Below are 25367 nucleotides of genomic sequence, written 5' to 3'. Positions count from 1 at the left end.
GACGAATATTAAGCCTTATTACCTAATTACTGAAAAAATAGTCGCATAGACAAAAAAGAGGAACGACTATTTTATATTAAAAAAAGAAGGGGATGAGACTTAGTTTTGACACAGCCCCATTCTGTTTCTACATATTGCAAGTAAAAAATTCCAATTTTGGAATTATGTTCCTCGAAATATTGGTATATTGCACCCACATAAGAAAATCAAATATCTAAACTATGCATAAGAAAACAATTCTATACCGACTTATACTGCTAAACGCATTCCTACTATTGATCTCCACAATATATGCCCAAAGCAATTATCGCCCGGGATTTATCATCACCCTTCAAAAAGATACAGTATACGGAGTTATTGACTACCGTACGGATAAAATAAATGCAACACGCTGCGTTTTTCTTCCACAAGATAATAGTGGTGACAAACCTATTACTTATCACCCTTTTGATATTCTAGGATACCGTTTTACAGATGATGGTAAGTACTATGTTTCCAAGAACGTGGAATTGCAATATGGCATCCCAAAGCCCGTATTCCTCGAATATCTGCTACAAGGAATGAAAAGCCTGTACTACTATGAGACAGAAGATGACATACCTGTCTACTTTGTCGAAGACCATAATACTCTTGTAAAAATAGATGCACCCAAACTATCCAGACAGACTACCAGTATGCAGTTTAAAGACCAGACCGACCGATATATCCCGCTTTTGCACTACGCATTCAAGGATTGTCCGAGCCTGGCACCCAAGATTGACCGGGCACGTTTCAATCGCAAGGAAATGATGAGAATTACTAAGGAATATCATTATGCAATGTGCACCAGCAACGAAGAGTGCATCGAGTTTGAAGCGAAAGAAGATAAACGCTCGATACAACTGGACGTTACTCCTTATGCAGGAGTCATACAATACAAAGTTCCATCAGGCAGTTCGATCGGACTCTATAGCTCACCCGATTTATCTTATCTGGCAGGAGTTACTTTAGCTATCAGCAACAGACGGTGGATGAGTTCGCTCAGTGGCTGCTTTGATCTGTCTTTTTCACGCATCGCATCTTCTGCAAAATCATTTAGCGATTATAATAATTCATATTATACATACAAACATAGCGGAACAATGCTTTCAGGCAAACTGGGAATACGCTATACTTATCCGAAAGGAATAGTACGACCATTTGCCGAATTAGGATTGGACGTCAGCGGAATGGTCAATGCTAAAATAAAGACTAATGATAAAAGCGAGAGATGGCTGGATGGTGTTTATCCAGGCTATTATGCTAATGCGGGAATAAATTTCAAACTTTCGCAAAAGAAAAAGCAAATGATATGTGTGCGTGCTCAATTCAAGGGTTTAAGAGATATAATGGAGAAATCCGCCCTCGTTAATGGCTGGTCAGGAGTGATAGGATATACATTTTAGCTACTATTTTATTCGCCTGTATAATACTCACATTAGGAAATTCTCTAAAAAACCGTTTCTCTTGCTATACCCACATTCTACCTTACAACAAACTCCCCTTATTTTCAGCCTTTCGAATGAAATAAGGAGAGCCTTATATAACTGGGTTATCAGCCATTAACACTTGACTTTTCAGGTATTAATAACTGACGCGACAAGTATTAATACCTGAGAAGTCAGATATTAAGACCTGTCGTGACATATTAGAACGTTTGTACCAGAGTTTATTAACTACCGTCTTAGTAAGTCACTGTCAACGGTGTACGCACCTTCTGCGCATACTCAGCCATATACGCATTCCACGCATCAACCGTCTTGATAGCAGCCTTATCCCAGGCAGAACCCCAGTAATAAGTGTATTCCGAGCCCGGTTCATACTCGCTGATTGCCAGTACATGACCGTCAGCTCCACCGCGCAGTTCCTTCTTCTCCTTTTCCGGGAAAAGAACCGTCTTTGCTTCTTTTACCAATGAAGGAAATGCAGCGCCGATAAATATCTTACCGTTACCCCCGCTTCTGTCGGTTGTAGGGTCTACATAGGTGATATAGCCGTTTGCAGCGTCTGCTGTAACCACACCGTCCGGTTCACGAAGAACGATTCCGGTAGTCACAGGCATCGCTTCTTTCAGGTTAGTATACGAAACAACGGTTTTATTCAGGTAAGAACCAGCATCCAATGTGATGACACGCGTCTCCACCACGTTAGAGTCGCCACGAACAGTCAACGGATTAAATTCCAGCTTCACTGTGAAACGCAGCGGGCCATTATCAAGGATTTCCTGTGTCCGATAGCAATAAGGATAGATAATCGTATCACCCGCCATCAGAGCGGCTGTACCGCAGCCCAGCGTAGGACCTACGGCATAACAATCCATCCCGTAGCCGTGGTCAATGTGATAAGAGATGGCATTTTGCAGTTCGGCAGCCGCTTTAGGGTCTGTCTTTTTCAGTTCGGCAATTCTGGCACGCTTTTCCTTATCCAGCTCTTCAGCGTAAAGGCTTTCAAGAATCGGTTCCGTAGTGTTATACTTCGTAAAGAGGTCGTAGCCGAAACCACGTTCACCACGCTTCTGCAAGGCAGGGCCATAGGCACGGTATCCGCCCAGGTCATTCTCCCATGCCACATCGTCCAAACGTTCAGGATAATAGCGGCCGCAGGCAATTACATTATACGGGTCGGGAGTACCGGATTGGATAGTATAAGTGGCTGTGCCATTTGCTTTCACCGTAGCCGGGAAAACCACTTTCTCGTCATACGTCACTTGATAAGGTACTTGCTGACCATCTTCACCAAGCACTACGATCTGGGCCGTATCAGCCAGCTGCAGCTTGGCTGTAACGTCACTCATCGGAACCTCAACCATTTCACCTGTGCGCTCCAGCGCCAGAGGATTGGTTACTGTAACCGTCATTGACTGCTTGCTGTCAGCACAAGAGGCAAAACCCATCAGGGCAATAGCAGCCAGAATAAATATCTTCTTCATATTATACACAACAAATAAGGGGATAGAATCAGGTAAAAAAACGAAAGGGGATAAATGTAAACCGTAAACTATTCAACAGAAAAACGATAAGGTGACAGACGGTAAGGAATCTCCTCACCACCCTATCACCTTATAGCAATTTCTTGTTATCGTTATTTCGGCTGTTTTCCGATATAAGCAAGGATACCACCGTCTACGTAAAGGATATGACCGTTTACAGCGTTAGAAGCCTCAGAAGCCAGGAACACAGCAGGACCTGTCAGTTCTTCCGGATCCAACCAACGACCGGCAGGAGTCTTGGCGCAGATGAATGAATCGAATGGATGACGGCTTCCGTCTGCTTGTTTCTCACGCAGAGGAGCAGTTTGCGGAGTAGCGATATAACCCGGACCGATACCGTTACACTGAATGTTGTATTCACCATATTCAGAGCAGATATTGCGAGTCAACATCTTCAGACCACCTTTGGCAGCAGCATAAGCCGATACAGTTTCACGACCCAGCTCAGACATCATAGAGCAGATGTTGATGATTTTACCGGCACGCTTCTTCATCATGGCAGGCAACACAGCCTTAGAAACGATGAACGGAGCGTTCAAGTCGATATCAATCACACGACGGAAGTCAGCAGCTTCCATTTCGTGCATAGGAACACGGCGGATAATACCGGCGTTATTAACAAGGATATCAATCGTACCTACTTCTTTCTCGATAGTAGCAACCATTGCCTGAACAGCCGGTTCGTCTGTTACGTCGCATACATAACCGTGAGCTTTAATTCCCTTTTCAGCATAAGCAGCCATGCCTTTGTCCACCAACTCCTGGTTGATGTCGTTAAAACAAACAGTAGCGCCTTGTTCTGCATAAGCAGAAGCGATAGCAAAACCGATACCGTAAGAAGCACCTGTAACGAGAGCCACTTTACCTTTCAAAGAAAAATTCAAATACTGATTCATAATTTTTTGTTATTAAATGATGAAAACTATTGTAGTTGTTTATTTTAAATCTGTAATTAATGAGAAGTCCTGATCGCCATAATCGAGATTCTCGCCGCCCATACCCCAGATAAAGGTATAGTTGTGGGTAGCCGCAGCCGAATGGATCGACCATTCGGGAGACAGAACCGCCTGATCGCCCTTCATCCATACGTGACGAGTTTCGTCCACCTCACCCATAAAGTGGCAGATAGCGTGCTCTTCGGGGATTTCGAAGTAGAAGTAAGCCTCCATACGACGGCTGTGCACGTGTGCAGGCATCGTGTTCCATACGCTTCCCGGAGCAAGTTCCGTCATACCCATCTGTAGCTGACAGGTGGGCAATATCTGATTGACCAGCATCTTATTGATGTTACGGTGGTTGGAACCTTCCAACGAGCCCATTTCAGCTACTACGGCATCCGCTTTCGTCACTTTACGGTCGGGGTAGTTGCGATGTGCGGTCAGTGAGTTGAAATAGAATTTGGCAGGATTGGAAGCGTCTTTGCTTTCGAACGTCACTACACGGTCGCCCGAACCAAGGTAAAGGGCTTCTTTATAGTCAAGTTCGAAAACCGCGTCTCCGGCCTTCACTACGCCCGGTCCGCCTACATTGTAAATACCCATTTCACGACGGGTCAGGAAGAACGGAGCTTTCAACGGGTCAATCGCTTCGAGTGTCAGCACCTCTCCTACCGGAAGCGCGCCGCCTACAACCATACGGTCGTACATGGAGTACACCATATTCACTTCGTTGGGAACAAATATCTTTTCGATTAAGAAATCGCGACGGATTCTTGCAGTATCATAACTTTTTGCATCCTCGGGATGCGCAGCATAGCGAATTTCATAGTTCGTTTTCATACCTTATTTATTTATAGTTATTGAATAAGCTCTCTTTCTCAAATGCACGTCGTTTACGTACACGATGCAAAAATAGTAAAAGAAAACGGGTTAACCTTGCAATTTTGTTCCAATTATCCACCAAAAATGTCCAGAATTGATGCAATGTACATCTTTTTAACGAACTATAATACGTTTCGAAGGAGTTTTTCACCTAACAGAATAGAAATAGACTCTTACCTTTTTTCTCTGAAAGAACAAGCCGGCATACGCATAGTTTGACAGCCATTTCGACGATATAAAATGATACAAAAAAAGAAAGCTCCGATAATCAATGACTATCGGAGCCTCTTTTTGTTGTCCTACCAAGATTCGAACTTAGACAAACAGAACCAAAAACTGTTGTGCTACCATTACACCATAGGACAAACATAAGTGCTTTCTGTTAAAAAGCGGTGCAAAGATAGAGGTTTGCGAGCAAACCTCCAAATATTTCGTTTACTTTTTTACTTTGCCACCCTGCAAATTGCTGAATTTTACTTCGCAATCAGCAGATAATAGTTCTTTTTACCACGCTGAACAAGCAGGTATTTCTCGTCAAGCAGGTCAGCAGTCGTAATTACCTGGTCAAAGGCTTCCAGTTTCTCTTTATTCAACGATACGCCACCGCCCTGAACCAGCTTACGCATTTCACCTTTCGAGGCAAATACAGCCGCGTTATCAACAAACAGGTCAACAGCCTTCACTCCTTCCGCCAGAGCGTCACGAGAGATTTCGAACTGAGGCACCCCTTCGAATACAGCCAGCAGCGTATCTTCGTCCAATTTACGCAGCGATTCGGAAGTAGCATTACCGAACAGGATATTAGACGCATCTACTGCTGCATTGTAATCTGCTTCGGAATGAACCATGACAGTCACTTCCTTCGCCAGACGTTTCTGCAAAGCACGCAAGTGCGGAGCCTGCTGGTGTTCGGCAACCAGTGCTTCTATTTCTTCCTTCTCGATTGAAGTGAAAATCTTGATATAGCGTTCAGCATCAGAGTCGCTCACGTTGAGCCAGAACTGATAGAACTTATATGGAGACGTATAGCGGGGGTCCAGCCAGATATTTCCGGATTCGGTTTTACCAAATTTACCGCCGTCAGCTTTCGTGATCAACGGGCAAGTCAGCGCGAACACCTCTCCCCCATTGGTACGGCGGATCAGTTCCGCTCCGGTAGTGATATTTCCCCACTGGTCGGAGCCTCCCATCTGAAGTTTACAACCCTTGGTTTCATATAGATGAAGGAAGTCGTAGCCTTGAAGCAGCTGATAAGTAAATTCGGTGAATGACAATCCATCACGTGCTTCTCCGTTCAGACGACGCTTTACAGAGTCCTTTGCCATCATATAGTTTACAGTGATGTGTTTGCCCACTTCGCGAACAAAGTCAAGGAAAGAAAACTCTTTCATCCAGTCATAGTTGTTCACTAATTCAGCACGGTTAGGCACATCCGACTCGAAGTCGAGAAACTTGGCAAGCTGTTCTTTGATACATGCCTGATTGTGACGCAATGTTTCCTCATTCAGCAGGTTACGTTCTGCCGATTTTCCGGAAGGGTCGCCAATCATACCTGTAGCGCCACCGATGAGTGCCAGCGGTTTATGGCCGCAGCGTTGTAAATGACGAAGGATCATCACTCCACAAAGGTGACCAATGTGTAGTGAATCGGCAGTCGGGTCGATACCCAAATAGGCAGTCACCTGCTCTTTGTTCAGCAACTCTTCCGTTCCCGGCATGATGTCCTGCAGCATGCCACGCCATCTCAATTCTTCTACAAAATTCATCGTATTACTCTTTTTATTAAGTTTTTATTGTCTTTCAATTCCATGTGCGACAAAAGTACGACTCTTTCTCGGAAGATACAACTCTTAACGCCTAAAAAAGACTTTTTGGATATTTTCCCGAATCGCCTGCCGCAACTCTTCCACATCTGTGCCTCGTGTTCTTGCTACCCGGTGCAGCACTTCCTCAATGTCAACCGGACTATCATCCGTCTCCAGAAACATACGGTCGACAGGCATCGTCCTCACTGTCTGTTCCGGATAATGCTCGCCGAAAGAAAGATACATGCCATTTTCCATCAACTGCCTTGCTTGTTGTGGTTTTCCGCGAAAGCCATGCCAAATCCAGGGTTGAACCGGTCGAAACTCCTTCTTTACCGCCAATAATTCCTCCATCGCCTTCACACAATGAATAATCAACGGCAACCGGTACTTTTCCGACAATTCCACCAGCTTTCCAAACATCCTGACCTGAAGTTCCATCGGAGCAGCCGTCAGCTTATCAAGCCCCGCCTCTCCTACCGCCACCAACCGCTCTTCCACAAACAGTTTCTGCAGATACGCAAGCTGTTCTTCCGCATCCCGTTCTGTCAGTTGCCAGGGATGAATGCCAGCCGAATAGAAGGACGACAGGCACAATGCGCCCCCTACCGGCAACTGATAGTTGATAATCGCCCTGCCGCGAGAAGCCTCCTCCGACTTGTGAGTATGAATATCCAGAATATGACTTGTATTTTTCTCCATCTCTCTCATTCTTTGGGTAAATCGTTTCTAAGGTACCGGATCATAGCCGGAACCACCCCACGGATGACACCGGAGAACGCGCCGGACAGTCAGATAAAGTCCTTTGAAGGGTCCGTGTTTCTTGATGGCTTCGACCGCATAAGCCGAGCAGGTAGGCGTAAACCGACAAGAGGGAGGAGTAAGGGGCGAAATACATGCCCGGTAAAAATAGATGGGAATCAGTAGCAAGAATGACAACACCTTCCTCACAATGCTTCTCAAGGACATCCCGCAGGCGGATATCCGGCAGACATGGGGTTTCATGAGGATAACTTTTCAGAAATGCGCGAAAGCGCTATCTTCATTTTCTCTTCCAGTTCGGCAGTAGCAACAAGCTCGTCCGACAGATAGATAAAGGCGATTGCGAGACGCTGCCCTCTGCTTTGAAGATCGTCCAGCAGTTGCAGTTTGTTCTTCCGGTAGACTTCGCGTATCTGCCGTTTCACCCGATTGCGCTTTACAGCCCGTTTGAAACGCCGCTTCGAAACACTGATCAGTATCGTGGCGGGTGCTTCACCCTGTTCTATGGGCATATATACAACACGTATCGGAAAGATGGAAAACGACTTGGAATTGCCGCCTTCGAACATCTTTCCGATCAATATTTTACTATTCAGCCTTTCGGCTTTACGCAAAGTATATACGCTCACTCTGTTTATTTATTGTTTTCCTTGATAAACATGTCGAGCGCAGCCGTCATTGAGGGAGCTTGCACTGTTGGTGCTTCAAGGTCCAGACGGAGTCCGGCGTCGCGTACAGCTTGCGCGGTAGTCGATCCGAAGGTACCGATTCTGATCTCTTTCTGATCAAAGTCCGGGAAGTTTTTCTTCAAAGAAGTCACTCCTGCAGGGCTGAAGAACACGAGCATGTCATAATCAAATTCCTCATCCGACGTGAAGTCGTTGCTCACGGTGCGATACATCACAGCTTCTGTGTGCTGTATATGATTCTTGTCAAGCAGGTTTTTCACATCATCATTGTGCACGTCCGACATAGGGACGAGATATTTCTCCGTTTTATGCTTTACGATAGATGGCACCAGATCTTCAATCTTTCCGGTAGCACCGAAGAAGATTTTACGTTTGCGATATTGCACATATTTCTGAATGTACAATGCAACCGCTTCCGTGACACAAAAATACTTCATTGTTTCCGGAATAGCTACACGCAGTTCCGTACACAAATTAAAGAAGTGATCGATTGCGTGACGGGAGGTGAATATAACGGCAGTGTGATCAAGAATTGAAACTTTCTGTTGCCGGAATTCTTTCGCCGAAAGACTCTCGACCTTTATAAACGGTCGGAAATCTATTTTTACGCCATATTTCTCTGCTATGTCGTAATAGGGAGATTTCTCTGACGCAGGCTTAGGCTGCGAGACTAGTACTTTTTTAATTTTCAACGTCCTAAATTTTTATTAGCAATACATTGTTTACCTGAATCATTCCCTGATAGAGTAGCAGACAGGGTATGATTTCAAGAGCGCAAAAGTACAAAATTAATAGGAAAACCGCACTTAATTGATGAAAAAAAAGCTTTATCCACTTATAAAACATCAATATTTTAGTGAAAATTAGAATAATTAGTCCGATTATCACTAAATTGGTCAGATTCAGATCGAAATAAACCAGAAAAAGAACAAAGGGAAAAAGGGCAAATCCGACGTAATATATGAGTGTAGAGTAAGACTCCAGCCACATATTTGTCTTGTTTTTGTCAAAAAACACCCACCCAAGGAACATATAAAGTAACCATTTTAGTAAAAAATAGGCCAGACAGAAGCCGACATAAATCCCCAATAGTAGGAGAGGGGAGACCTTGGTCATGAGCATCGGGCAAGTATCATGAAAATAATTGAAGAACACAATACCCGTCAACACACAGGTCTGTACTACCAACACAAGGAGGTAGCGCACATCGGCTGCCGTAGAACTATCAAAAATGCTTGTCCGTTCGCGATGCAGCACAAAGTCTTTCACTTGCTGCGTGAGAAACTTCTTTCCGCGTGCCAGAGCGATGGAGGACAGAAAGAAACAGGCGAGCAAGGTCAGCGCAATCACATCATCCGTGCGGGGAGAGTAGGAGATGGGGGTTCCCTCAAATCCGGAGTTTAGTATAGCGGCTATCATATCGCTGCAAATTTACGGATAGAAGCGTCCCATACGGGAGTTGTCTGAAGCAGCTCCACCGCTTCTTCCGGTGTTCGTGCTACTTTCCATATATCACCGTGCTGCCGGCGCATGAAGTTTTCTTCTATCGCCCGTTCGAGCATTTCGAGCAGCGGGTCAAAGAAGCCGTTTACATTCAGAATGATGATCGGGTTCAGATACAGTCCAAGCTGTTTCCATGTGATAATCTCAAGCAACTCCTCCAGAGTGCCGCATCCACCCGGCAACGCAATGATGCCGTCGCTCAGATTCGCCATCTTCTGCTTGCGTTCGTGCATGGAAGTGACTTCGATCAGTTCCGTCAGACCTGTATGATGCCAGTTTTGCTCTACCATGAAATGGGGGATAACTCCGGTCACTTCACCGCCATTCTCCAACACTGCATCGGCTACGGACCGCATCAGTCCGATACTTCCGGCACCATTTATCAGACGGATATGCTGTTTGGCAAGCAGGCTGCCGAGCTTTTCGGCTGCTTCAAAATATACGGAGGCTATCTTAGTGCTGGATGCGCTGTACACGCATACGGAATGTATCTGATTCATTATCTTTTGCAAGTTTACTGGATGAATGGGTACAAAAGTACAAAGAAATCATATACATATCAAAATGAATGTGCAATTTATATAGAGGAACAGGACAAGAACATGCGATTCTAAAACTCAAAGCTATAGGTTATGGAGGGAACTATACCATAAAGATATATCTTATATGTTTGCGCTATATCCATAGGTTTATAATATTCTTCGCCTCCACGCCCCGCATAGATAGAAAACACATTCTTCCTGCCATAGAGATTGATAATCGAACAGGTAAGCGTTCCTTTCCTCATGCGATAAGTGCCCGACAAATCCAGCTGATGGAAAGCAGGCGCCCGATAGCCATTTCTGGAACTATAAATATATAAAACAGCCCCATGAAGTTCATACTTGCCAACAGGCAACGTTAGGTTCATGCCCGAACTATAGGAGAAGGTAGAAGACAACGACCATCGTTTATTGATGTTATAGTTTAAAAACAATTTCAGATTATGGGGTCTGTCGTATACTGGCCTATATTCTGTGTCCCTGATATTAGCCAATCGATTGCGAGCATGCGAAAGAGTATAACTTGCCCATCCGGTCAATGCTCCCCGGTTCTTGGAGAGATAAAATTCTACTCCATAGCTTTCGGACTCTCCCTGTTCCACCTCTTTCTCAATCGTATTATTCATGAAGAGATTTACATCATCTTTAAAATCAATGATATGATCTGTTTTACGATAGAAAGCTTCCAGTGAGAACGTATAGTTGCGATCCGATTGATTCCATTCATATCCGGCAGTAAACTGTCTCATTATTTCCGGCTTAAGTTTTTCATTGGCAGGCACCCACATGTCCGACGGGATACCGACAGAAGAATTAGAAAGCATGTGCAAGTTCTGCGAAGCTTGATTGAAAGAAATATTCAAGCGATGATTGCGATTCACTTCATAGGAAAGCTCTGCTCGTGGTTCGGGCACAATAAATGTTGATGCTCCATAATCGGGACCGGAAGGTGTACGAAGCGCAGACAAACGAATGCCACCATTCAACTGAAAACGAGAAGCAAACCGATATTCTACCTCACCATAAAGCGCGAAGTCTAGCATTTTTCTTCTATTAAGCCTATATGGGACTACATGTGTAAAAACTCCATAATTATCTATGCTCCCCGGTATCGTAGTGAAAAAGTGCAAGGCTCCACCTCCTTTTATTCTTAGATTCCGTGAAGTATTGTGCTCCATATCATATTTCAGCTGATAAGACTGCATATTCGATTTCCACAAATAATGCAGTCCGTCCGCATAGTTTTTATAACGATAATAGTAGTTGCTGAAAATTGCACTCAGGTTGGTGTAAGTCTTCTGATTCAGTGTGTGGTTCCAGCGGAAAGTAGAAGTAGCATTTCCCCAGTCCATCCCATACCCTCTCACCAGTTCATCGAAGACAGTATGATCACCTCCGCTATAGAGCGAAAAATAAATCCGGTTGCGATCGTTGATAATGGTATTGAATTTTGCATTTACATCATAGAAGTACATTTCCGGATTGGGCACATCATCATTATTGCCAAGCAAGCTGCACGTCACTCCCGGGTAGGCAAACCTTGCAGCAACCAGATAAGAGCTCTTATCCTTCTTCAGCGGTCCCTCAAACATCACTTTTGAAGAAACCAGTCCTACAGTAGCTTTTCTTTTTGATTCCTTATTGTTCCCCTCTTTCATGCGTACATCAATCACGGAAGAAGCTCTTCCGCCATAATTCAAGGGAAAATATGACTTATACAAATTTACATTGTGCACTGCGTCATTATTGAACACCGAGAAGAAAGAAAGGGCATGATTCGGATTAAAGACAATAGCCTCATCGAGCAGAACGAGATTCCCCCATTGATTGCTACCTCGCACCGAGATGTTGTTGGCTCCTTCGTTTCCACTTGCCACTCCGGGAAGAAACTGCAAAGATTTCATCAAATCCGGCTCACCACCTACTACCGGCATTGACTGTATATCTTGCTGTCCCAGCCGGAACTGACCGCTATGTCTGCGATCCGCCACTATCTCTACATCTTTCAGTTGATAGTTGCCAGGCTTAAGTGCAAAGTTCAGTACCTTGTCTGAAGTAATATCCAACGTATCCGTACGTGTGATATACCCCAGTACAGAACATCGGATGATTCGTTTCCCTTTCTCAAGACTTAAAGAATATACTCCATACGAATTTGTCGAGACTCCAATGCCCGAAGTCAGGTCGAATACATTGGCGTCAGACAATGCTTCCCCTGTCTGTTCATCTACCACCCGACCTCTTAAAATCAACGTCTGCTGTGCAGAGAGTTCCGAAAGGAAGATACAACTAAAGAATGCAAATGACAATATGGCGGTAACCGGTTTCTTCATACTTTCAAGGTTACATTATTTTTTTCTATCTATCAACCCATATTTCTTAGAATAAGCACTAACCCTGAACATCCCCCAGACATTGCCGCTTATATTGCTCTTTACACTGGTGGGAGTAGGTGAATAGGCTCCTCCATCTGTGCGCATTTGCTCAATAGCCTTATCATATATATCATAACATGCCTTGGACAAAGATTGTAAGGTGACAAATATGGTATCCGCTGATACAGGATAACCTGATTGAGGATATAACCTCTTTACACTTTCACCTTCACTGACAAGGAGGTCTACCACCTCATCACCCAAGAATTTATCACTCAATATGGAATAAGCCCATTGTTCACGGGTATCCAATAATTTACCAATGGATGCAACAGGAAAGGAGTATTGTTCTATATAAAACAGATAATAATTATCGACATCCGGTTGATTGACAAAACTAATTATCGGAGTCCAAGGTATAGGTTTTCCATTATCCAAATCGAATTCCTGAACCTTTAGATCTATTATCGGAGTCTTAGGAATCATCGTCTCTGTTGCAGTATGATGTTCTCCTTTATAATAGATATCAAGTGTGTATGTATGACCTTCTATACCATATATTTTGGTTGTTGCATATACTCCCCGGCTCTTAGGAAATACATTATCACTCAAAATTACTTCATCTTCTTTTTTCTTATGATAATTATAATAATAAAAATACGTTCCAGAATATTCTCCAGTTTGAGGCACTATCAGAGTAAGTGTATCTTTGATTCCTGCTGTCACATCTTCTATTACGATCAGCGCATCTTCAATCCCTTCATAGTACCTGGTTGCTGCCGAAATAGCAGCCGGTTTAGTCAGCTGAAAGAAGTAAGGAGGGGAATCGTTTGAAATAACCCCTTGAAATACAATCCCATTAGCAAGATTGTCGGGCATGTCGACATCAAATGCTTCTTCGCAGGATAAAAAGAGTAAGCAAAAGAACAAAACTACTAATCTTATGGAATGATTAAAACACTGGAATCTATTCATACTAGTAAAGGTTTATTTTGTTTCTACCTCAGTTCATATTCTAAAAGTCTAGATAGTTCTTCATACGAATTTGTCATATATACCAAACGATCATTAACAATGATCGTAGGAGTTGCAAAAACTCCCCGGTTTACTAAGTCATTTATTGTTTTATCCAGTTTCTTATAGTTCTCGGAAGAGTGCAAATCTTTCCTGAATTGAGTAATATCTAAGTTTTTAGTCTTAGCAAGATTAAATATTCCGAGCTTTAGTATAAATTCCCTGAGTAAGCGGTAAACTATAATTAATGTGATCTACAAGCAATACACCACCTGGATAATATCGATTAGCATTCGTCAAGCAAAAAACAAAATTAACATTACCATTCTCAATATAAGTAGCACCTACATTTCCCGTAGTATATGAATTGTCTCTCTTATCTTCACAATCCATAGATATTCTCAATTCTTTATATGTACCACAACTACTAATTTTAAAGACACCAACAACATTAGTTGCAGCAGCATATGCAGTTCTCATCACTCTCTCTTTAGCCACAGACTCACGATTCATCAATTCTGCCTTATACTCATCCATAGATGCTTGAATCTCAGCTTCACTAGCCAAAGTCTCGATCTTTTCTCCCTCGTCATCAGCCTCTTTAGCCTTAACGTCATCATACTCGCTATTCAATTGAGCCAAATCCTGCTCAGTTTCCGGTAAATAATAGCTGTCGCTACATGAACTGCATATTGCGAATGCAGCTAATGCGATAAAAATGTTCCTTTTCATCGTGTTGTACGGTTAACCACCACCATAAGTTTTTTATTCATATTCAAGAAGAAAATCACCTGACAAAATCGTATCGCCGATACCAATCTCTAAAGAATACTCGCCGGCACTCTTTCCTGTGAGATCAATCCGAAGTGTAGTTACATTCATTTCTACAGATGAATAGGCTACTTCACCTGTTGCAGAATTTTTCACTGTGACCGTTACTGAAGCAACAGCAAAAGGAAAGTCAACTAATAACAATGAGCCGTCAATAAAAGCAGCAGGAAGAATGGGCATTGAACGGTGAGAACTCGAAAGTATATTATCTTTCAAAATAATCTTCTGCCGTGTTTTCAATTCCATTGCATCTACATTTATACCTAGTGGAAGTGACACCACTACTAATAATAAGATTAGAAATTTTGTTTTCATAATAATTGTGTGTTTAGAACTATAGTCCAAAAATACACGATTATTATAATAGCAACAATTTTTATGTGGTAACAGTGGTAACAGTCGACTTTAGAAAGTAACAGCCAGTAACAAAAAGAGTGTATTTTATTGATTATCAGATATAAATATAGAATCAAACAGTTTTAAATACATTTTACTCTTAATACGACTTTTTCGTGATTTAAGAGCATCAGAAGAAGCGTCCATCAACTCCATTATGATAGCTTTTGAACAGCCAAGCAAGGAAAGTATGCAGTAGAACAAATCATCATTAGTCAAAGCCGGACAACATTCTCCTAAATTCGACATTACATCTATAAATGTTTTACGAATCGTTGCATTTATTTCAGGTTTAAAGGCACGCAATTTAATCAATTCCTTAGGTTTTGCATTTTCCATCCCTTGCAGCTTCTTGTAACTTTCAGTCGATTGAAACATAGAGAAACATATTTGTAATTGCTGATCCCTCAACTCAGAAAGTGTATTTATACGTTCTTCTTCCGACTTAGCAATTTTATTCTCCCGCAACAACATTGTATCTACACGATTTTGAACCAACTCTTGCTGTAATAAAATATAATGTTTTTTTCTACTTCTATCAATCCACAAAAACAAGAGTCCTCCAGTAAACACAAGAAAAATAAATATAGCAATCAAGCTCCCCATAATTAGTCTCCCACGATGAAGCAAGAATTGCTTTTGTTCAGCAAGTTGATGATTGTCCATTAGTTCATCAAGTTGCTGTTTATCAGATAATTCTTGAATAGAATCATAAAGAACCATATAAGCATCAGCATTCTGTACCGCAGCTTCCCAGTTTCCTAGTTTCTTCTCCACTTGATAAAGTCCATTATAACGCGCAGCTCTTCCATAAATATCATATACATCTTTATTCCAATCAAAATAATACCGAGCAGAATCAGGTTGATTCAGAGCAAACATAATTTCTCCTTTATGGCGATAAACCTTATCTAACTCATCCGACTTCAACATTGATATTACTTTTGAAATATACTCATTTGCTCGAACATACTCTTTCTTCTGCTTATAAACTATCGCAAAGTCATTATAGAGTATTGGCAACTGGCTCGAATCCTGCGTAACTAATACACAATCATAGGCTTTCTGGAAATAGCACAATGCACTATCCAATTGATTCTGCACCAAAAAAACATGCGCCATACCCCTTAGCGGATAATAAGCATGTTCTTTATCTTTATGAAGAATTTGGTAGGCTTTTTTATAAGCCTCCATAGCTACATCATATAAATCTTCCTCCAGATAACACTCCGCCAAATTATCATATATCATTGCCAAAAAATCATCTTTTTCCGGCATCAGTTCAATAGCCTTCAAATACTCTTCTACCGCAAAAGGCACATTCCCCATATCCCGATAGGCAGCTCCCCAGTAATAGTGAGCTTGTGCAGCTCGCAAACTTTTCTTTTTACCATAATAATCCACCGCAACTTTTATCAATGAGTCATCATCCAATGTGATATAATTCTTATATCGTGCTTGAGTCAGTAACAAAGCATACAATGCTCTATCAGCACGTGATAACTTTTGTGGAAACGGAATGCTTTCAAGGAAAATCAGTGCACTATCAGGATGCTCAGCCATTAAAGAGTCGGCATGCAACAGCAGCTGATTTTCTTTTTGAGAAGTGCAAGAGAAAAGAAATAACAGAAGAAGACCGATAAAAATAGAGAATCGGAGAGCCACACGTTTGAATAAATAATAGATTTGTGTATCTGCCATTATCGTTTTGTATTATGGTTATGCAAAGAAAATCTTTTTTTACGACAACGACAACCTTTACCGCTAAAAATAAAGATTAACCGGACACATTATAAATATGAGTTTTGAGCAAAAACCGATAAGATATTAAGTATTAACCGTAGCTGTCATTCAGAAGCGTATCTGTCTGTCATTCAGACGACCAAAGGGAGGAAGAATCTCCTCTTTGTGGGTATAGGAGAGGAGATCCTTCGTCGCTTTACTCCTCTGGATGACAGATACATTTGCCGCAAAACTGTTCGAGTTTGCCTCAAACCCGAACAGAAATGAATTAAATTAAAAGTAGGCAGTATCTTTATTGGGGCCGACAGAAAAGTCGTTAGTATCTCAAATCTCCTCCTTCGGGAAGGAGGAGTACCCGTAGGGGGAGGTGGTAGGTGAATGCATAAAGCTTTCATTTACAATGCTGTTCGTATACCTACCACCCCGCCCTTTGGGCACCCCTCCTTCCCGAAGGGAGGGGAATTTGAGTTACTATCGACTTATGAGATTTATTCATTTCGATTCAGTATGGAGCTCAAACCGGGTTTTCGGACTGACCCAGTAATTTTTCATTCTTCATTTAAAACCTCTTCATAATGATTAAAACCAATATTTTATTGTCATCTGTCAGGTTTTAGTAGGCAAAGTATTTATAATGAGATAATTATCGCCTGACAATACACCCTGATAATACGGCTGACAATAGCAATCGTCCATTCTATTGTCAGCCGTATCATGCTGTTATTCCAGCTTGACTACTTGATAAGAGTCCCTTTGTAAGTATGCCTTGCTCGTGCCACGCCTTTGGCATGCTTGTGCCACGCCTTTGGCATGCTTGTGCCACGCCTTTGGCACGACTGTGACAAGCCTTTGGCACAACTGTGCCAAGCACTTTGCACAACCGTTTCAGAGGTTTGGCACAATCATTTCCGTAGGTGGCACAACCGTTCTGATAGCTTGTCACAAACCGTATGTATACTTGAACGGGAAACAACGAAAGGAGAAGTGTTGGTGACAGTGTGAAATGAAGGCTCTTCTCGCACACAAAAGAGGAGATTCTTCCTCCTTACAGTCGTCTGAATGACATAGCCGACCATTTCTCATTGGCATTCGTCTGAATGACAGAGCCAAATGATGGCAAAAAAATATATTGATACACTTTAATGTGAGATATATCGGAAACTTCCCTCACTCCATAAGCTGACAGTAAAATGAAACTTTTGCTATTGTCAGCTTATTGTCAGGGCTTATTGTCAGGAAGTAATCTGTTTATTATGAGACTATTATATGTGAAAAGCTGACAGATGACAATAGAAATCCATATTTAATCATTATGTAGAAGATACGGGAAAATTATTTCTCCGGTCATTTCTTGCTTAGATCTGAAAAATAGTATCGTTTGCAACGACTAACATTTTATGATGGGGCGCAGGGAATCCTGCTCTTGACCAGTTGCAGGCATCTTTTTGCCTGTGACTCTTCTCATAGGCGGTTTCGTACCCCCGTGGGGAGTATGTAATGTACCTCCAGCATCCTTATATGTGTTAGTCAAAGGGAAAGGCGAAAACGTTCTTTTTTGCCCCTTTATTAATACTTTTATCCTATGGAAACAGAAAACACGTTGACTACCGCAGAAGAAAGTCTCAATGAACTCTTTTTTGAAGAAGAAGCCCGTCTGTGGGCAGAGGTGTACGGCAAGCAATCTGATAAGCCGGACCTTCAATCCCTTCATAATGCCTGGTTTCTGCCGAAATAACAGCCGGCTTAGTTAACTGAAATCAGGAAGGAATTAATCAGATGAAAACATAGCCATTTACCATTTATGCTCCAATATAACAAGTAAATATTCGCTTACAGGTTTGTCAGCCGCAAGAAATCAAGTAAATGCAAATGTGCGATACCGGCAACTTCGCTTCCCTGATTAAACTCATCCAAGCTGACCACATATTTAGGATAGTTATCGGGAATATTCACCAAATTTCCGAACTCACGTTCTCTTGTTTTCTCGTCTGCTATCAAACAGGTCACTTGAATATATACACGCTTTCCTTGTTTTATTCCGACAAAATCAATTTCTTGCTGTTCATGTTGCCCTACATAAACGTAATACTACAAATATAACGATTTTATCAATCATAGCTTATAAACAGCTCAATTTTAACCAAACGGTTAAAATGGCCAGTCGCATTAAATCATATTTCTGTCATTCTCTTCGTTCTTAGAATTGTAAACGGTCAATCCTTTTACTGTCAGCAAATATTTCTGACGAGGATGTTTTGGGCTGTTAGGGTAGAGCATCGCAACAAAACCTTCTTTCATTGCAGGATTCAGATAATTTGCCATAAAGTTCTCTCGGTCTTTCAAATTCATAGCCGCAAGCATTTCCTTGATTGATAGTTGCTGTTTTGCCAATATTTCAATCAATGCTTGTACTGTTGCTGAACATGTCGGGTACTTGTCGGCTGCTTGTCGGCTACTTGTCGGGTTTTGCCCTTCCGCCCATTCAGATGGAGGATTCACAACCATATACCGATTCTTTAATTCATTGTGTTCGCCCATCATCAAGTTTCTGAAAAACAGAGTCAAAAAACTCATATCCGGTTCGATACCTTTACGCACATTGCGGTAATTGGCCCGAACCAGCGCATTGCGGAAATACCAAGAGTGTTCGGCAAATAGATCATTGTTTACATCGAAGCCGATGCTCCTCAGATATTTTATGGTGAAAACAGCCGTTGTTCTGGTGTTTCCCTCGCCAAAAGGATGTATTTGCCAAAGGTTTGAAACGAACTTTGCAATATGCTCAACTACTTTATCTAAAGACAATCCTTTGTAAGAGAAGTTTTTTTCCTGTTCCAAATCATACTCTATTGCCCTACGTAAATCTTCTGCATTGACATACAATACGGTATCGCCACGAAGCACCCATTCTTTCTTTGTGATGTCATAGTCTCGGATTTTACCTGCAAATTTGAATACACCTTCAAACAGCCTTCGATGAATTGAAGTGAATCCGGTTACAGAAAAAGCAAATGACTTTTCATTCAAGATTCGGGCAATGTTGGCAGAAACCTTGTCCGCTTCCTCCGTATCTTCATCATTTGGAGTGCGTACAGTCTTGGATTGGTAATATCCATTGATAAGTGCTTTCACTTCATCAATGCTGATATCACCCTCAATATGTTTGACCGCAGTATCTTTCAGATAATCGGAGGTCTGCAAACCATCTACAGCTTGAAGACCGATAGCGGTTTTCCAAGCCGAAGCCCTTTCTTTCTTGTCAGGTTCTCCGTTACGGATGTATTCGTCGAAGTTTGGCATTTTATGTAATATATCAGAGTTGATATGCTTTTATATATTGTTTGATGTCATCACCAATACATCATTTTCTGTTGACATATATTCTTGAAGCATTTTTTCTCGCTTTTCTTTCCTATATAGGTAACCCCCAACTGCTTATAAAACAGGAGAAACTCACGGAAAGGGATACAAATATAGTCATTTGCTGTTTACAAACAGCAAATAAAACTGAATTTTGCTGTTTGCAAACAGCAAATAACTATATTCCCTGTAAAACCTCCCGAACAACAAAAGCCGCAATCCATCTCTCCCGCTTAAGAAGAGATGATATTGCGGCTCACTATGGACTAAATAGCTGTAAAGCTATAAGCTGATTTCAAACAAATTACAGACCAAAAGCAGCTTTGATCTTATCCACGTAGTCCAGTTTCTCCCATGTAAAGAGTTCTACTTCTACGGTCTTGTTGCCCTCATAACGAGAGAAGAACGTTTTCGATACCACCTGCGGCTCACGTCCCATGTGACCATAAGCGGCAGTCTCCTGATAGATCGGGTTACGAAGTTTCAGGCGTTCTTCGATAGCTTTCGGACGAAGATCGAACAACTGGTCGATGACACGGGCGATTTCGCCGTCAGTCATATTCACGTGACTGCGTCCGTAAGTGTCGACAAAGATATTGATAGGACGCGCTACACCGATGGCATAGCTCACCTGTACGAGCATTTCGTCGGCAACACCTGCTGCAACCATATTCTTAGCAATGTGGCGGGCTGCATAAGCTGCGCTGCGGTCTACCTTGCTGGGGTCCTTTCCGGAGAAAGCACCACCACCGTGAGCACCCTTGCCACCGTAAGTATCAACAATAATCTTACGGCCTGTCAGACCGGTATCTCCATGAGGACCACCGATCACAAATTTCCCGGTCGGGTTGACATGATAGATAATCTGATCGTTGAACAGTGCCAGCACTTTATCGTGGTGGATGGAAGCGATGACACGAGGCATCAGGATGTCGATAACATCACGACGGATGATAGACAGCATCTCTTCGTCAGCCTTGAGCTGAGCTTCGGCAGAATCGTCTGCCGGCTGAATAAAGTCGTCATGTTGGGTAGAAACTACAATCGTATCAATACGAACGGGAGTTCCGTTGTCGTCATATTCAATCGTTACCTGGCTCTTGGCGTCGGGGCGAAGGTAAGTCATCACCTTTCCTTCACGACGAATGTCGGCAAGAACCTGTAGAATACGGTGCGCCAGATCGAGTGAAAGCGGCATATAGTTTTCCGTCTCATTCGTAGCGTAACCAAACATCATACCCTGATCGCCCGCACCCTGTTCCATCGGGTCCTGACGCTCTACGCCACGGTTGATGTCGGGGCTTTGCTCATGAATGGCGGAAAGAACACCACAAGAGTTGCTTTCGAACATGTACTCTCCTTTGGTGTAACCGATTTTCTTAATAACTTCACGTGCAATGAGTTGGAGATCAACGTACGCTTTAGTTTTCACCTCACCCGCTAATACTACCTGTCCGGTAGTTACTAGTGTTTCGCAAGCTACTTTAGAACTGGGGTCGTAAGCCAACAGTTTGTCAAGCACGGCATCCGATATTTGATCGGCTACCTTGTCGGGGTGTCCTTCTGACACCGATTCGGATGTAAATAAGTATCCCATCTTTCTTAAATTAAGAATTAAAAATTAAGAACTAGAAACGAGAAGAGACGGAGAAGAGGTGAGTGCTGCGGAAATGCTGCCGAAAAGGCGTCAACAAGACGTGTTTTAGCATTTTTTTCCGTGGTTGCAAGCTACTCAAATCTGTCCACACTTTCATTTCGGGGACAAAGATAAGTATTATTCGGAGATTATATTTATCTTTGGGCAATGTTTAACACATATATACAGGAAATAAAACGGATTATTTACCTGAAACAAGAAAAGTCATGATTCTAAATAATAAGCTAAAAACAATCTTTGTATTGGCTCTTTACATCGGATTTACGATTGCCATTTACGCCATTGTATGCCACTTCTTGAAAATTGAATTTCAAGACATTCACCTGTTATATGCAGTATTGGTAGGGTGTATCGCTTATCTACCTAAGTTTATCGCCGATAAGAAGAGAAAGAAGTAGGCTCATTGTCTTTCCCAGCACCGGATGCACCAGTTCGGGGGCAATCTCTGCCATCGGCTTCATCACGAAGTCACGTTCCGCCATCAAGGGATGGGGGAGGTTCAGTTCTGCTCCAGAGGGAGAAGTAGCCGAAAGTATCAGATCGTCATACATCAAAAGGTCGATATCAATCAAGCGGTCGCTGTACACACCGCCTGTTGATTTATGCGTGCGTCCCAGTTCACGCTCTATCTCCTGCGTCTTCTGCAGCACTTCCAGAGGCAGCAACTCCGTTTCTATGCATACGGCTGCATTCAGAAAGCTGTTATCCGACTCAAAGCCCCAGGGAGCTGTCATATAAAAAGCAGACAGGGAAATCACTTTCCCTATCTGCTCCTCTATTTTATGCACGGCATCCCGGAGATTCTTCTCTTTATCTCCCAGATTAGTGCCGAGACTCATATATACTCTTGCCATTAGAAATCTATTCTACCTTAAACGGTATTCTTCGTTCAATGGAACAAAGAACTCTACCTTGCCACACTTGGGGCAGACATACAGATCGAAAGCTTCACGATTCTGGAACAATTCGAACAGGTTTCCGAAGACTCCCGTATTCATTCCCTCATGAAACTCATATTTGCCGGAATAGATCATCTTCACCTGACAACGCAGGCAATCGATGGAACGTCCGCTATCGTCCGCTTCTTCTACAGCAGACAGGTCCAATATCTTATCATCCGGGAAACTGTAGTTACAGTTCCAGCAGATTTCAAAGCTATCTTCTACCTCTTCGTGGCATTTAGGACAGATTTTCATGGCTGTGCCTTTCCTTATTTGTCCAGAATCAGCATCGCATCACCGTAGGTACCGAAGCGATAGCCTTCCTTCAACGCTACATGATAGGCATCCATCACCTGATCGTAACCACCGAAAGCGGCAACAATCATCAGCAGTGTAGAAAGCGGCATATGGAAGTTGGAGATCATCGAATTGGCTACGGTAAACTCATACGGAGGGAAGATAAACTTGTTGGTCCATCCTTCAAACTCCTTCAAGTGGCCGTCCGTGCTCACTGCACTTTCGATAGCGCGCATCACGGTAGTACCCACCGCGCACACGTTTTTACCCTTATCTTTGGCATTATTGACTGTATTTACGGCTTCTGCATTCACAATCATCTGCTCAGAGTCCATCTTATGTTTTGTCAGGTCTTCTACGTCGATATCACGGAAGTTACCCAGACCGGCATGCAGGGTGATATAGGCGAAGTCGATCCCTTTGATTTCCAGACGCTTCATCAGTTCGCGGCTGAAGTGAAGGCTGGCTGTCGGAGCAGTCACCGCACCTTCGTTCTTGGCAAAGATGGACTGGAAACGTTCCGAATCTTCCGGCTCTACAGGACGGTTGATGATAGAATGGGGCAGGGGAGTCTCACCCAATGCATAAAGAGCTTTCTTGAACTCATCGTGCGGCCCGTCATAAAGGAAACGGAGCGTACGTCCACGGGAAGTGGTATTGTCGATTACTTCCGCCACCATCGAGTCGTCAGCACCGAAATACAGCTTGTTACCGATACGAATTTTACGTGCCGGGTCTACCAGTACGTCCCACAGACGGAGTTCTTCGTTCAGTTCACGCAATAAGAATACTTCGATACGTGCGCCCGTCTTCTCTTTATTACCATACAGACGTGCCGGGAATACTTTCGTATCGTTGAATATAAATACGTCTTTATCATCAAAGTAGTTCAAAACATCCTTGAACATCTTGTGTTCAATCTCTCCAGTACGACGGTGTAACACCATCAAGCGCGACTCATCTCTATACTTCGTAGGATGCAAAGCGATTTTATCCTCGGGTAATTTAAATTTGAATTGTGATAGCTTCATATCTATTCCTTATTACGTTAATTATTATCTTCGTCGTTTTCTATTTCCTGCCGGTCTATCCACTCTTTAAAGTGCTCCGGGTCCAGACAATCTTCCAGACGGACGTCTCCTACACGTGTGCGGATCAGTCCCGTCAGATGAGCTCCGCTGTGGAGGGCTTCGCCAATGTCACGGGCAAGAGCACGGATATACGTCCCTTTGCTGCACACCACACGGATTCGGATCATCGGTTCCGGATCGTCCAGACGGCATTCCAGCAGCTCTATCTCATCAATAACAAGCTGCTTCGCCTTTAGTTCCACATCCTCGCCTTTACGTGCCAGCTCGTAAGCGCGCTTGCCGTCCACCATGCAGGCGGAAAAGGCAGGGGGCACCTGCTCGATAGCACCCAGAAAGTGCGTCAGCGTTTCTTCCACCAGCTCCCGCGTGATATGTTCGGTAGGGTAGGTGGCGTCTATCTCATGTTCCAGATCGTACGAGGGAGTAGTAGCACCCAGCCGGAGCGTGGCTACATATTCCTTGGTGTGATACTGAAATTCTTCTATTCGTTTCGTAGCCTTACCGGTGCATACTATCATCACTCCCGTAGCAAGAGGGTCGAGCGTTCCGGCATGGCCTACTTTCAGCTTTTTCACTCCTATCCGGCGGCAGATATGGTAACGGACGTGTCCTACTACCTTAAACGAAGTCCAGCCGAGAGGTTTATTGAAAAACAGTACTTCTCCTTTTTTAAAATTCATCAGCCAATTTCTAAATTGTATCCCAGCAACAACATGATCAGGATCGTTCCGCCTACAATAATCCGGTACCAGCCAAATGCCTTAAAGCCATATTTTGTCACAAAGCTTATAAAGAACTTGATAGCCAGCAAAGCCACGACAAAAGCCACGACATTGCCAATGATAAGTGCCGGCATATTATTGAGCAGAATTTCCGTACCACCGTCGAGGAAGAGTTTCAGCACCTTATATCCGGTTGCCGCAAACATGGTCGGTACTGCCAGGAAGAACGAAAATTCGGCGGCATCCTTACGTGTCAGCTTCTGCGCCATACCTCCTACAATGGTAGCCATGGAGCGGGATACCCCCGGTATCATGGCTATGCACTGATACAAACCGATGTTGAACGCTTTTCTTTCCGTCAATACCGTATCTTCCTTTCCTTGCGAAAATATCTTGTCGCAAAACAGCATGAATATGCCTCCGATAACCAGCATCACAGCCACTATCACTACACTTTCCAGCATCTCGTCTATTTTATCGCTAAATAAGAAACCCAGCACGGCAGCAGGGATGAAAGCGACCAATAACTTCCAATAGAAATCAAATTTGTGCAGAAAGCGCTTGATGGCAGGTGTATTCTCCGGCACCGGTGCATGGTTCAGCCGGAAGAAACGTTTCCAATAAAGGCAAACTACCGAAAGAATCGCACCAAACTGAATGATAACCGTGAACGCTTTTACAAATTCCGTACTTTCTACGCCCAGTACGTTTTGCGCTATAATCATGTGCCCGGTAGAAGAAACCGGAAGAAACTCTGTCAACCCTTCTACAATAGCAATAATAATCGTCTCAAATGTCGTTAAATCCCCCAT

The 25367-nt window shown here is 43.0% G+C and carries 26 protein-coding genes, 1 tRNA gene and 1 pseudogene; 3 read left to right on the top strand and 25 right to left on the bottom strand.

From position 1 onward, the window contains the following. Positions 1 to 221 precede the first annotated feature (221 nt). On the top strand, positions 222 to 1424 hold the full coding sequence (locus BLW31_RS09525; protein ID WP_032836613.1) for a hypothetical protein: 1203 nt from the start codon (positions 222 to 224) through the stop codon (positions 1422 to 1424). Positions 1425 to 1702: 278 nt separating this feature from the next. Here BLW31_RS09525 and BLW31_RS09520 read toward each other — a convergent pair whose 3' ends face one another. The 17 genes and pseudogenes from BLW31_RS09520 to BLW31_RS09435 form a co-directional block, all read right to left on the bottom strand. Then, positions 1703 to 2947 carry a BT3233 family polysaccharide utilization protein gene (locus BLW31_RS09520; protein ID WP_008762841.1) on the bottom strand — a complete coding sequence of 415 codons (1245 nt, stop codon included), beginning with the start codon at positions 2945 to 2947 and terminating at the stop codon, positions 1703 to 1705. A 152-nt stretch (positions 2948 to 3099) separates the two neighbouring features. Beyond that, positions 3100 to 3903, bottom strand: a complete 804-nt coding sequence (locus tag BLW31_RS09515; RefSeq protein WP_010535979.1) for a gluconate 5-dehydrogenase — start codon at positions 3901 to 3903, stop codon at positions 3100 to 3102. Between the two features lie 39 nt (positions 3904 to 3942). Beyond that, a complete protein-coding gene (kduI, locus tag BLW31_RS09510) occupies positions 3943 to 4785 on the bottom strand; it encodes a 5-dehydro-4-deoxy-D-glucuronate isomerase (protein ID WP_010535978.1) in 843 nt (280 codons plus the stop codon). A 336-nt stretch (positions 4786 to 5121) separates the two neighbouring features. Further along, positions 5122 to 5192: transfer RNA gene (locus BLW31_RS09500), tRNA-Gln, on the bottom strand. A gap of 108 nt (positions 5193 to 5300) precedes the next feature. After that, the gene (gene tyrS, locus BLW31_RS09495; RefSeq protein WP_010535977.1) at positions 5301 to 6593 is read right to left on the bottom strand and encodes a tyrosine--tRNA ligase; all 1293 of its coding nucleotides are present in this window, start codon (positions 6591 to 6593) and stop codon (positions 5301 to 5303) included. Positions 6594 to 6677: 84 nt separating this feature from the next. Continuing rightward, the gene (locus BLW31_RS09490) at positions 6678 to 7334 is read right to left on the bottom strand and encodes a TatD family hydrolase (protein ID WP_010535976.1); all 657 of its coding nucleotides are present in this window, start codon (positions 7332 to 7334) and stop codon (positions 6678 to 6680) included. Between the two features lie 27 nt (positions 7335 to 7361). Then, complete coding sequence (yidD, locus tag BLW31_RS09485; protein ID WP_373169247.1) at positions 7362 to 7601, bottom strand: membrane protein insertion efficiency factor YidD; 240 nt, start codon at positions 7599 to 7601, stop codon at positions 7362 to 7364. A gap of 32 nt (positions 7602 to 7633) precedes the next feature. Further along, on the bottom strand, positions 7634 to 8023 hold the full coding sequence (gene rnpA, locus BLW31_RS09480; protein ID WP_032836609.1) for a ribonuclease P protein component: 390 nt from the start codon (positions 8021 to 8023) through the stop codon (positions 7634 to 7636). A 5-nt stretch (positions 8024 to 8028) separates the two neighbouring features. Continuing rightward, positions 8029 to 8775: a uroporphyrinogen-III synthase gene (locus tag BLW31_RS09475; protein ID WP_010535973.1), complete on the bottom strand. Its 747-nt coding sequence runs from the start codon at positions 8773 to 8775 to the stop codon at positions 8029 to 8031. A gap of 4 nt (positions 8776 to 8779) precedes the next feature. Next, positions 8780 to 9502 (bottom strand): DUF4271 domain-containing protein, encoded by a 723-nt coding sequence (locus BLW31_RS09470; protein ID WP_010535972.1) that lies wholly within the window; start codon positions 9500 to 9502, stop codon positions 8780 to 8782. Next, a complete protein-coding gene (locus tag BLW31_RS09465; RefSeq protein WP_010535971.1) occupies positions 9499 to 10086 on the bottom strand; it encodes an LOG family protein in 588 nt (195 codons plus the stop codon). Before BLW31_RS09465 ends, BLW31_RS09470 begins: the two co-directional genes overlap by 4 nt. 110 nt (positions 10087 to 10196) lie before the next feature. Further along, a complete protein-coding gene (locus tag BLW31_RS09460) occupies positions 10197 to 12461 on the bottom strand; it encodes a TonB-dependent receptor (protein WP_010535970.1) in 2265 nt (754 codons plus the stop codon). A gap of 15 nt (positions 12462 to 12476) precedes the next feature. After that, complete coding sequence (locus tag BLW31_RS09455) at positions 12477 to 13478, bottom strand: DUF4249 family protein (protein ID WP_050544905.1); 1002 nt, start codon at positions 13476 to 13478, stop codon at positions 12477 to 12479. Between the two features lie 23 nt (positions 13479 to 13501). Further along, positions 13502 to 13717: pseudogene (locus BLW31_RS09450) on the bottom strand (DsbA family protein); the annotation flags it as partial. Continuing rightward, a complete protein-coding gene (locus BLW31_RS09445; protein ID WP_010535968.1) occupies positions 13710 to 14249 on the bottom strand; it encodes a hypothetical protein in 540 nt (179 codons plus the stop codon). The gene BLW31_RS09445 and the pseudogene BLW31_RS09450, both read right to left, overlap by 8 nt. 33 nt (positions 14250 to 14282) lie before the next feature. After that, entirely contained in the window at positions 14283 to 14663 is a 381-nt protein-coding gene (locus BLW31_RS09440) for a DUF3244 domain-containing protein (protein ID WP_029425159.1), read from the bottom strand. Between the two features lie 126 nt (positions 14664 to 14789). After that, the gene (locus BLW31_RS09435; protein WP_010535966.1) at positions 14790 to 16445 is read right to left on the bottom strand and encodes a tetratricopeptide repeat protein; all 1656 of its coding nucleotides are present in this window, start codon (positions 16443 to 16445) and stop codon (positions 14790 to 14792) included. A 1624-nt stretch (positions 16446 to 18069) separates the two neighbouring features. Between BLW31_RS09435 and BLW31_RS24455 the strand changes: the two genes are divergently transcribed. Then, positions 18070 to 18222, top strand: a complete 153-nt coding sequence (locus tag BLW31_RS24455; RefSeq protein WP_010535965.1) for a hypothetical protein — start codon at positions 18070 to 18072, stop codon at positions 18220 to 18222. Positions 18223 to 18317: 95 nt separating this feature from the next. On the opposite strand, the gene BLW31_RS24065 is transcribed toward BLW31_RS24455, so the two are convergent. From BLW31_RS24065 to metK, 3 genes are all read right to left on the bottom strand, one after another. Next, positions 18318 to 18494: a hypothetical protein gene (locus BLW31_RS24065; protein ID WP_010535964.1), complete on the bottom strand. Its 177-nt coding sequence runs from the start codon at positions 18492 to 18494 to the stop codon at positions 18318 to 18320. 159 nt (positions 18495 to 18653) lie between these two features. Next, positions 18654 to 19787, bottom strand: coding sequence for a Fic family protein (locus tag BLW31_RS09425; RefSeq protein ID WP_010535963.1), 1134 nt, complete (start codon positions 19785 to 19787; stop codon positions 18654 to 18656). Positions 19788 to 20151: 364 nt separating this feature from the next. Continuing rightward, positions 20152 to 21444, bottom strand: coding sequence for a methionine adenosyltransferase (gene metK, locus BLW31_RS09420; protein WP_010535962.1), 1293 nt, complete (start codon positions 21442 to 21444; stop codon positions 20152 to 20154). A gap of 266 nt (positions 21445 to 21710) precedes the next feature. Between metK and BLW31_RS25055 the strand changes: the two genes are divergently transcribed. After that, on the top strand, positions 21711 to 21902 hold the full coding sequence (locus tag BLW31_RS25055; RefSeq protein ID WP_022302414.1) for a hypothetical protein: 192 nt from the start codon (positions 21711 to 21713) through the stop codon (positions 21900 to 21902). On the opposite strand, the gene folK is transcribed toward BLW31_RS25055, so the two are convergent. From folK to BLW31_RS09390, 5 genes are read right to left on the bottom strand one after another with little or no spacing between them, the layout of a single operon-like run. Continuing rightward, the gene (gene folK / locus BLW31_RS09410) at positions 21864 to 22358 is read right to left on the bottom strand and encodes a 2-amino-4-hydroxy-6-hydroxymethyldihydropteridine diphosphokinase (RefSeq protein WP_010535961.1); all 495 of its coding nucleotides are present in this window, start codon (positions 22356 to 22358) and stop codon (positions 21864 to 21866) included. The genes BLW31_RS25055 and folK overlap by 39 nt on opposite strands. Positions 22359 to 22370: 12 nt before the next feature. Then, positions 22371 to 22700: a hypothetical protein gene (locus tag BLW31_RS09405; protein WP_010535960.1), complete on the bottom strand. Its 330-nt coding sequence runs from the start codon at positions 22698 to 22700 to the stop codon at positions 22371 to 22373. A 14-nt stretch (positions 22701 to 22714) separates the two neighbouring features. Beyond that, entirely contained in the window at positions 22715 to 23773 is a 1059-nt protein-coding gene (gene queA, locus BLW31_RS09400) for a tRNA preQ1(34) S-adenosylmethionine ribosyltransferase-isomerase QueA (protein ID WP_010535959.1), read from the bottom strand. Between the two features lie 17 nt (positions 23774 to 23790). Continuing rightward, positions 23791 to 24513 (bottom strand): tRNA pseudouridine(55) synthase TruB, encoded by a 723-nt coding sequence (gene truB, locus BLW31_RS09395; RefSeq protein ID WP_010535958.1) that lies wholly within the window; start codon positions 24511 to 24513, stop codon positions 23791 to 23793. Next, complete coding sequence (locus BLW31_RS09390; RefSeq protein ID WP_010535957.1) at positions 24513 to 25367, bottom strand: undecaprenyl-diphosphate phosphatase; 855 nt, start codon at positions 25365 to 25367, stop codon at positions 24513 to 24515. The genes truB and BLW31_RS09390 overlap by 1 nt, the downstream gene beginning before the upstream one ends.

It is taken from the genome of Bacteroides faecis MAJ27, from assembly GCF_900106755.1.
In the GTDB taxonomy this organism is placed as follows: Bacteria; Bacteroidota; Bacteroidia; order Bacteroidales; family Bacteroidaceae; genus Bacteroides; species Bacteroides faecis.
Note: the sequence above shows the minus strand (reverse complement) of the source record. Positions and strands in the feature narration are given on the sequence as shown.

Excerpts from the sequence above, each read along its gene's own strand:
- BLW31_RS09520 (WP_008762841.1), bottom strand. The coding sequence starts at position 2,947 with ATGAAGAAGATATTTATTCTGGCTGCTATTGCCCTGATGGGTTTTGCC.
- BLW31_RS09525 (WP_032836613.1), top strand. The coding sequence starts at position 222 with ATGCATAAGAAAACAATTCTATACCGACTTATACTGCTAAACGCATTC.
- folK (WP_010535961.1), bottom strand. The coding sequence starts at position 22,358 with ATGGCAAGAGTATATATGAGTCTCGGCACTAATCTGGGAGATAAAGAG.
- BLW31_RS09390 (WP_010535957.1), bottom strand. The coding sequence starts at position 25,367 with ATGGGGGATTTAACGACATTTGAGACGATTATTATTGCTATTGTAGAA.
- BLW31_RS09440 (WP_029425159.1), bottom strand. The coding sequence starts at position 14,663 with ATGAAAACAAAATTTCTAATCTTATTATTAGTAGTGGTGTCACTTCCA.
- BLW31_RS09455 (WP_050544905.1), bottom strand. The coding sequence starts at position 13,478 with ATGAATAGATTCCAGTGTTTTAATCATTCCATAAGATTAGTAGTTTTG.
- BLW31_RS09425 (WP_010535963.1), bottom strand. The coding sequence starts at position 19,787 with ATGCCAAACTTCGACGAATACATCCGTAACGGAGAACCTGACAAGAAA.
- queA (WP_010535959.1), bottom strand. The coding sequence starts at position 23,773 with ATGAAGCTATCACAATTCAAATTTAAATTACCCGAGGATAAAATCGCT.
- BLW31_RS09445 (WP_010535968.1), bottom strand. The coding sequence starts at position 14,249 with ATGAAAAGGAACATTTTTATCGCATTAGCTGCATTCGCAATATGCAGT.
- metK (WP_010535962.1), bottom strand. The coding sequence starts at position 21,444 with ATGGGATACTTATTTACATCCGAATCGGTGTCAGAAGGACACCCCGAC.
- BLW31_RS09490 (WP_010535976.1), bottom strand. The coding sequence starts at position 7,334 with ATGGAGAAAAATACAAGTCATATTCTGGATATTCATACTCACAAGTCG.
- BLW31_RS09470 (WP_010535972.1), bottom strand. The coding sequence starts at position 9,502 with ATGATAGCCGCTATACTAAACTCCGGATTTGAGGGAACCCCCATCTCC.
- BLW31_RS09515 (WP_010535979.1), bottom strand. The coding sequence starts at position 3,903 with ATGAATCAGTATTTGAATTTTTCTTTGAAAGGTAAAGTGGCTCTCGTT.
- BLW31_RS09435 (WP_010535966.1), bottom strand. The coding sequence starts at position 16,445 with ATGGCAGATACACAAATCTATTATTTATTCAAACGTGTGGCTCTCCGA.
- truB (WP_010535958.1), bottom strand. The coding sequence starts at position 24,513 with ATGAATTTTAAAAAAGGAGAAGTACTGTTTTTCAATAAACCTCTCGGC.
- BLW31_RS25055 (WP_022302414.1), top strand. The coding sequence starts at position 21,711 with ATGATTCTAAATAATAAGCTAAAAACAATCTTTGTATTGGCTCTTTAC.
- BLW31_RS24455 (WP_010535965.1), top strand. The coding sequence starts at position 18,070 with ATGGAAACAGAAAACACGTTGACTACCGCAGAAGAAAGTCTCAATGAA.
- yidD (WP_373169247.1), bottom strand. The coding sequence starts at position 7,601 with ATGTCCTTGAGAAGCATTGTGAGGAAGGTGTTGTCATTCTTGCTACTG.
- BLW31_RS09405 (WP_010535960.1), bottom strand. The coding sequence starts at position 22,700 with ATGAAAATCTGTCCTAAATGCCACGAAGAGGTAGAAGATAGCTTTGAA.
- BLW31_RS09460 (WP_010535970.1), bottom strand. The coding sequence starts at position 12,461 with ATGAAGAAACCGGTTACCGCCATATTGTCATTTGCATTCTTTAGTTGT.
- tyrS (WP_010535977.1), bottom strand. The coding sequence starts at position 6,593 with ATGAATTTTGTAGAAGAATTGAGATGGCGTGGCATGCTGCAGGACATC.
- BLW31_RS09465 (WP_010535971.1), bottom strand. The coding sequence starts at position 10,086 with ATGAATCAGATACATTCCGTATGCGTGTACAGCGCATCCAGCACTAAG.
- kduI (WP_010535978.1), bottom strand. The coding sequence starts at position 4,785 with ATGAAAACGAACTATGAAATTCGCTATGCTGCGCATCCCGAGGATGCA.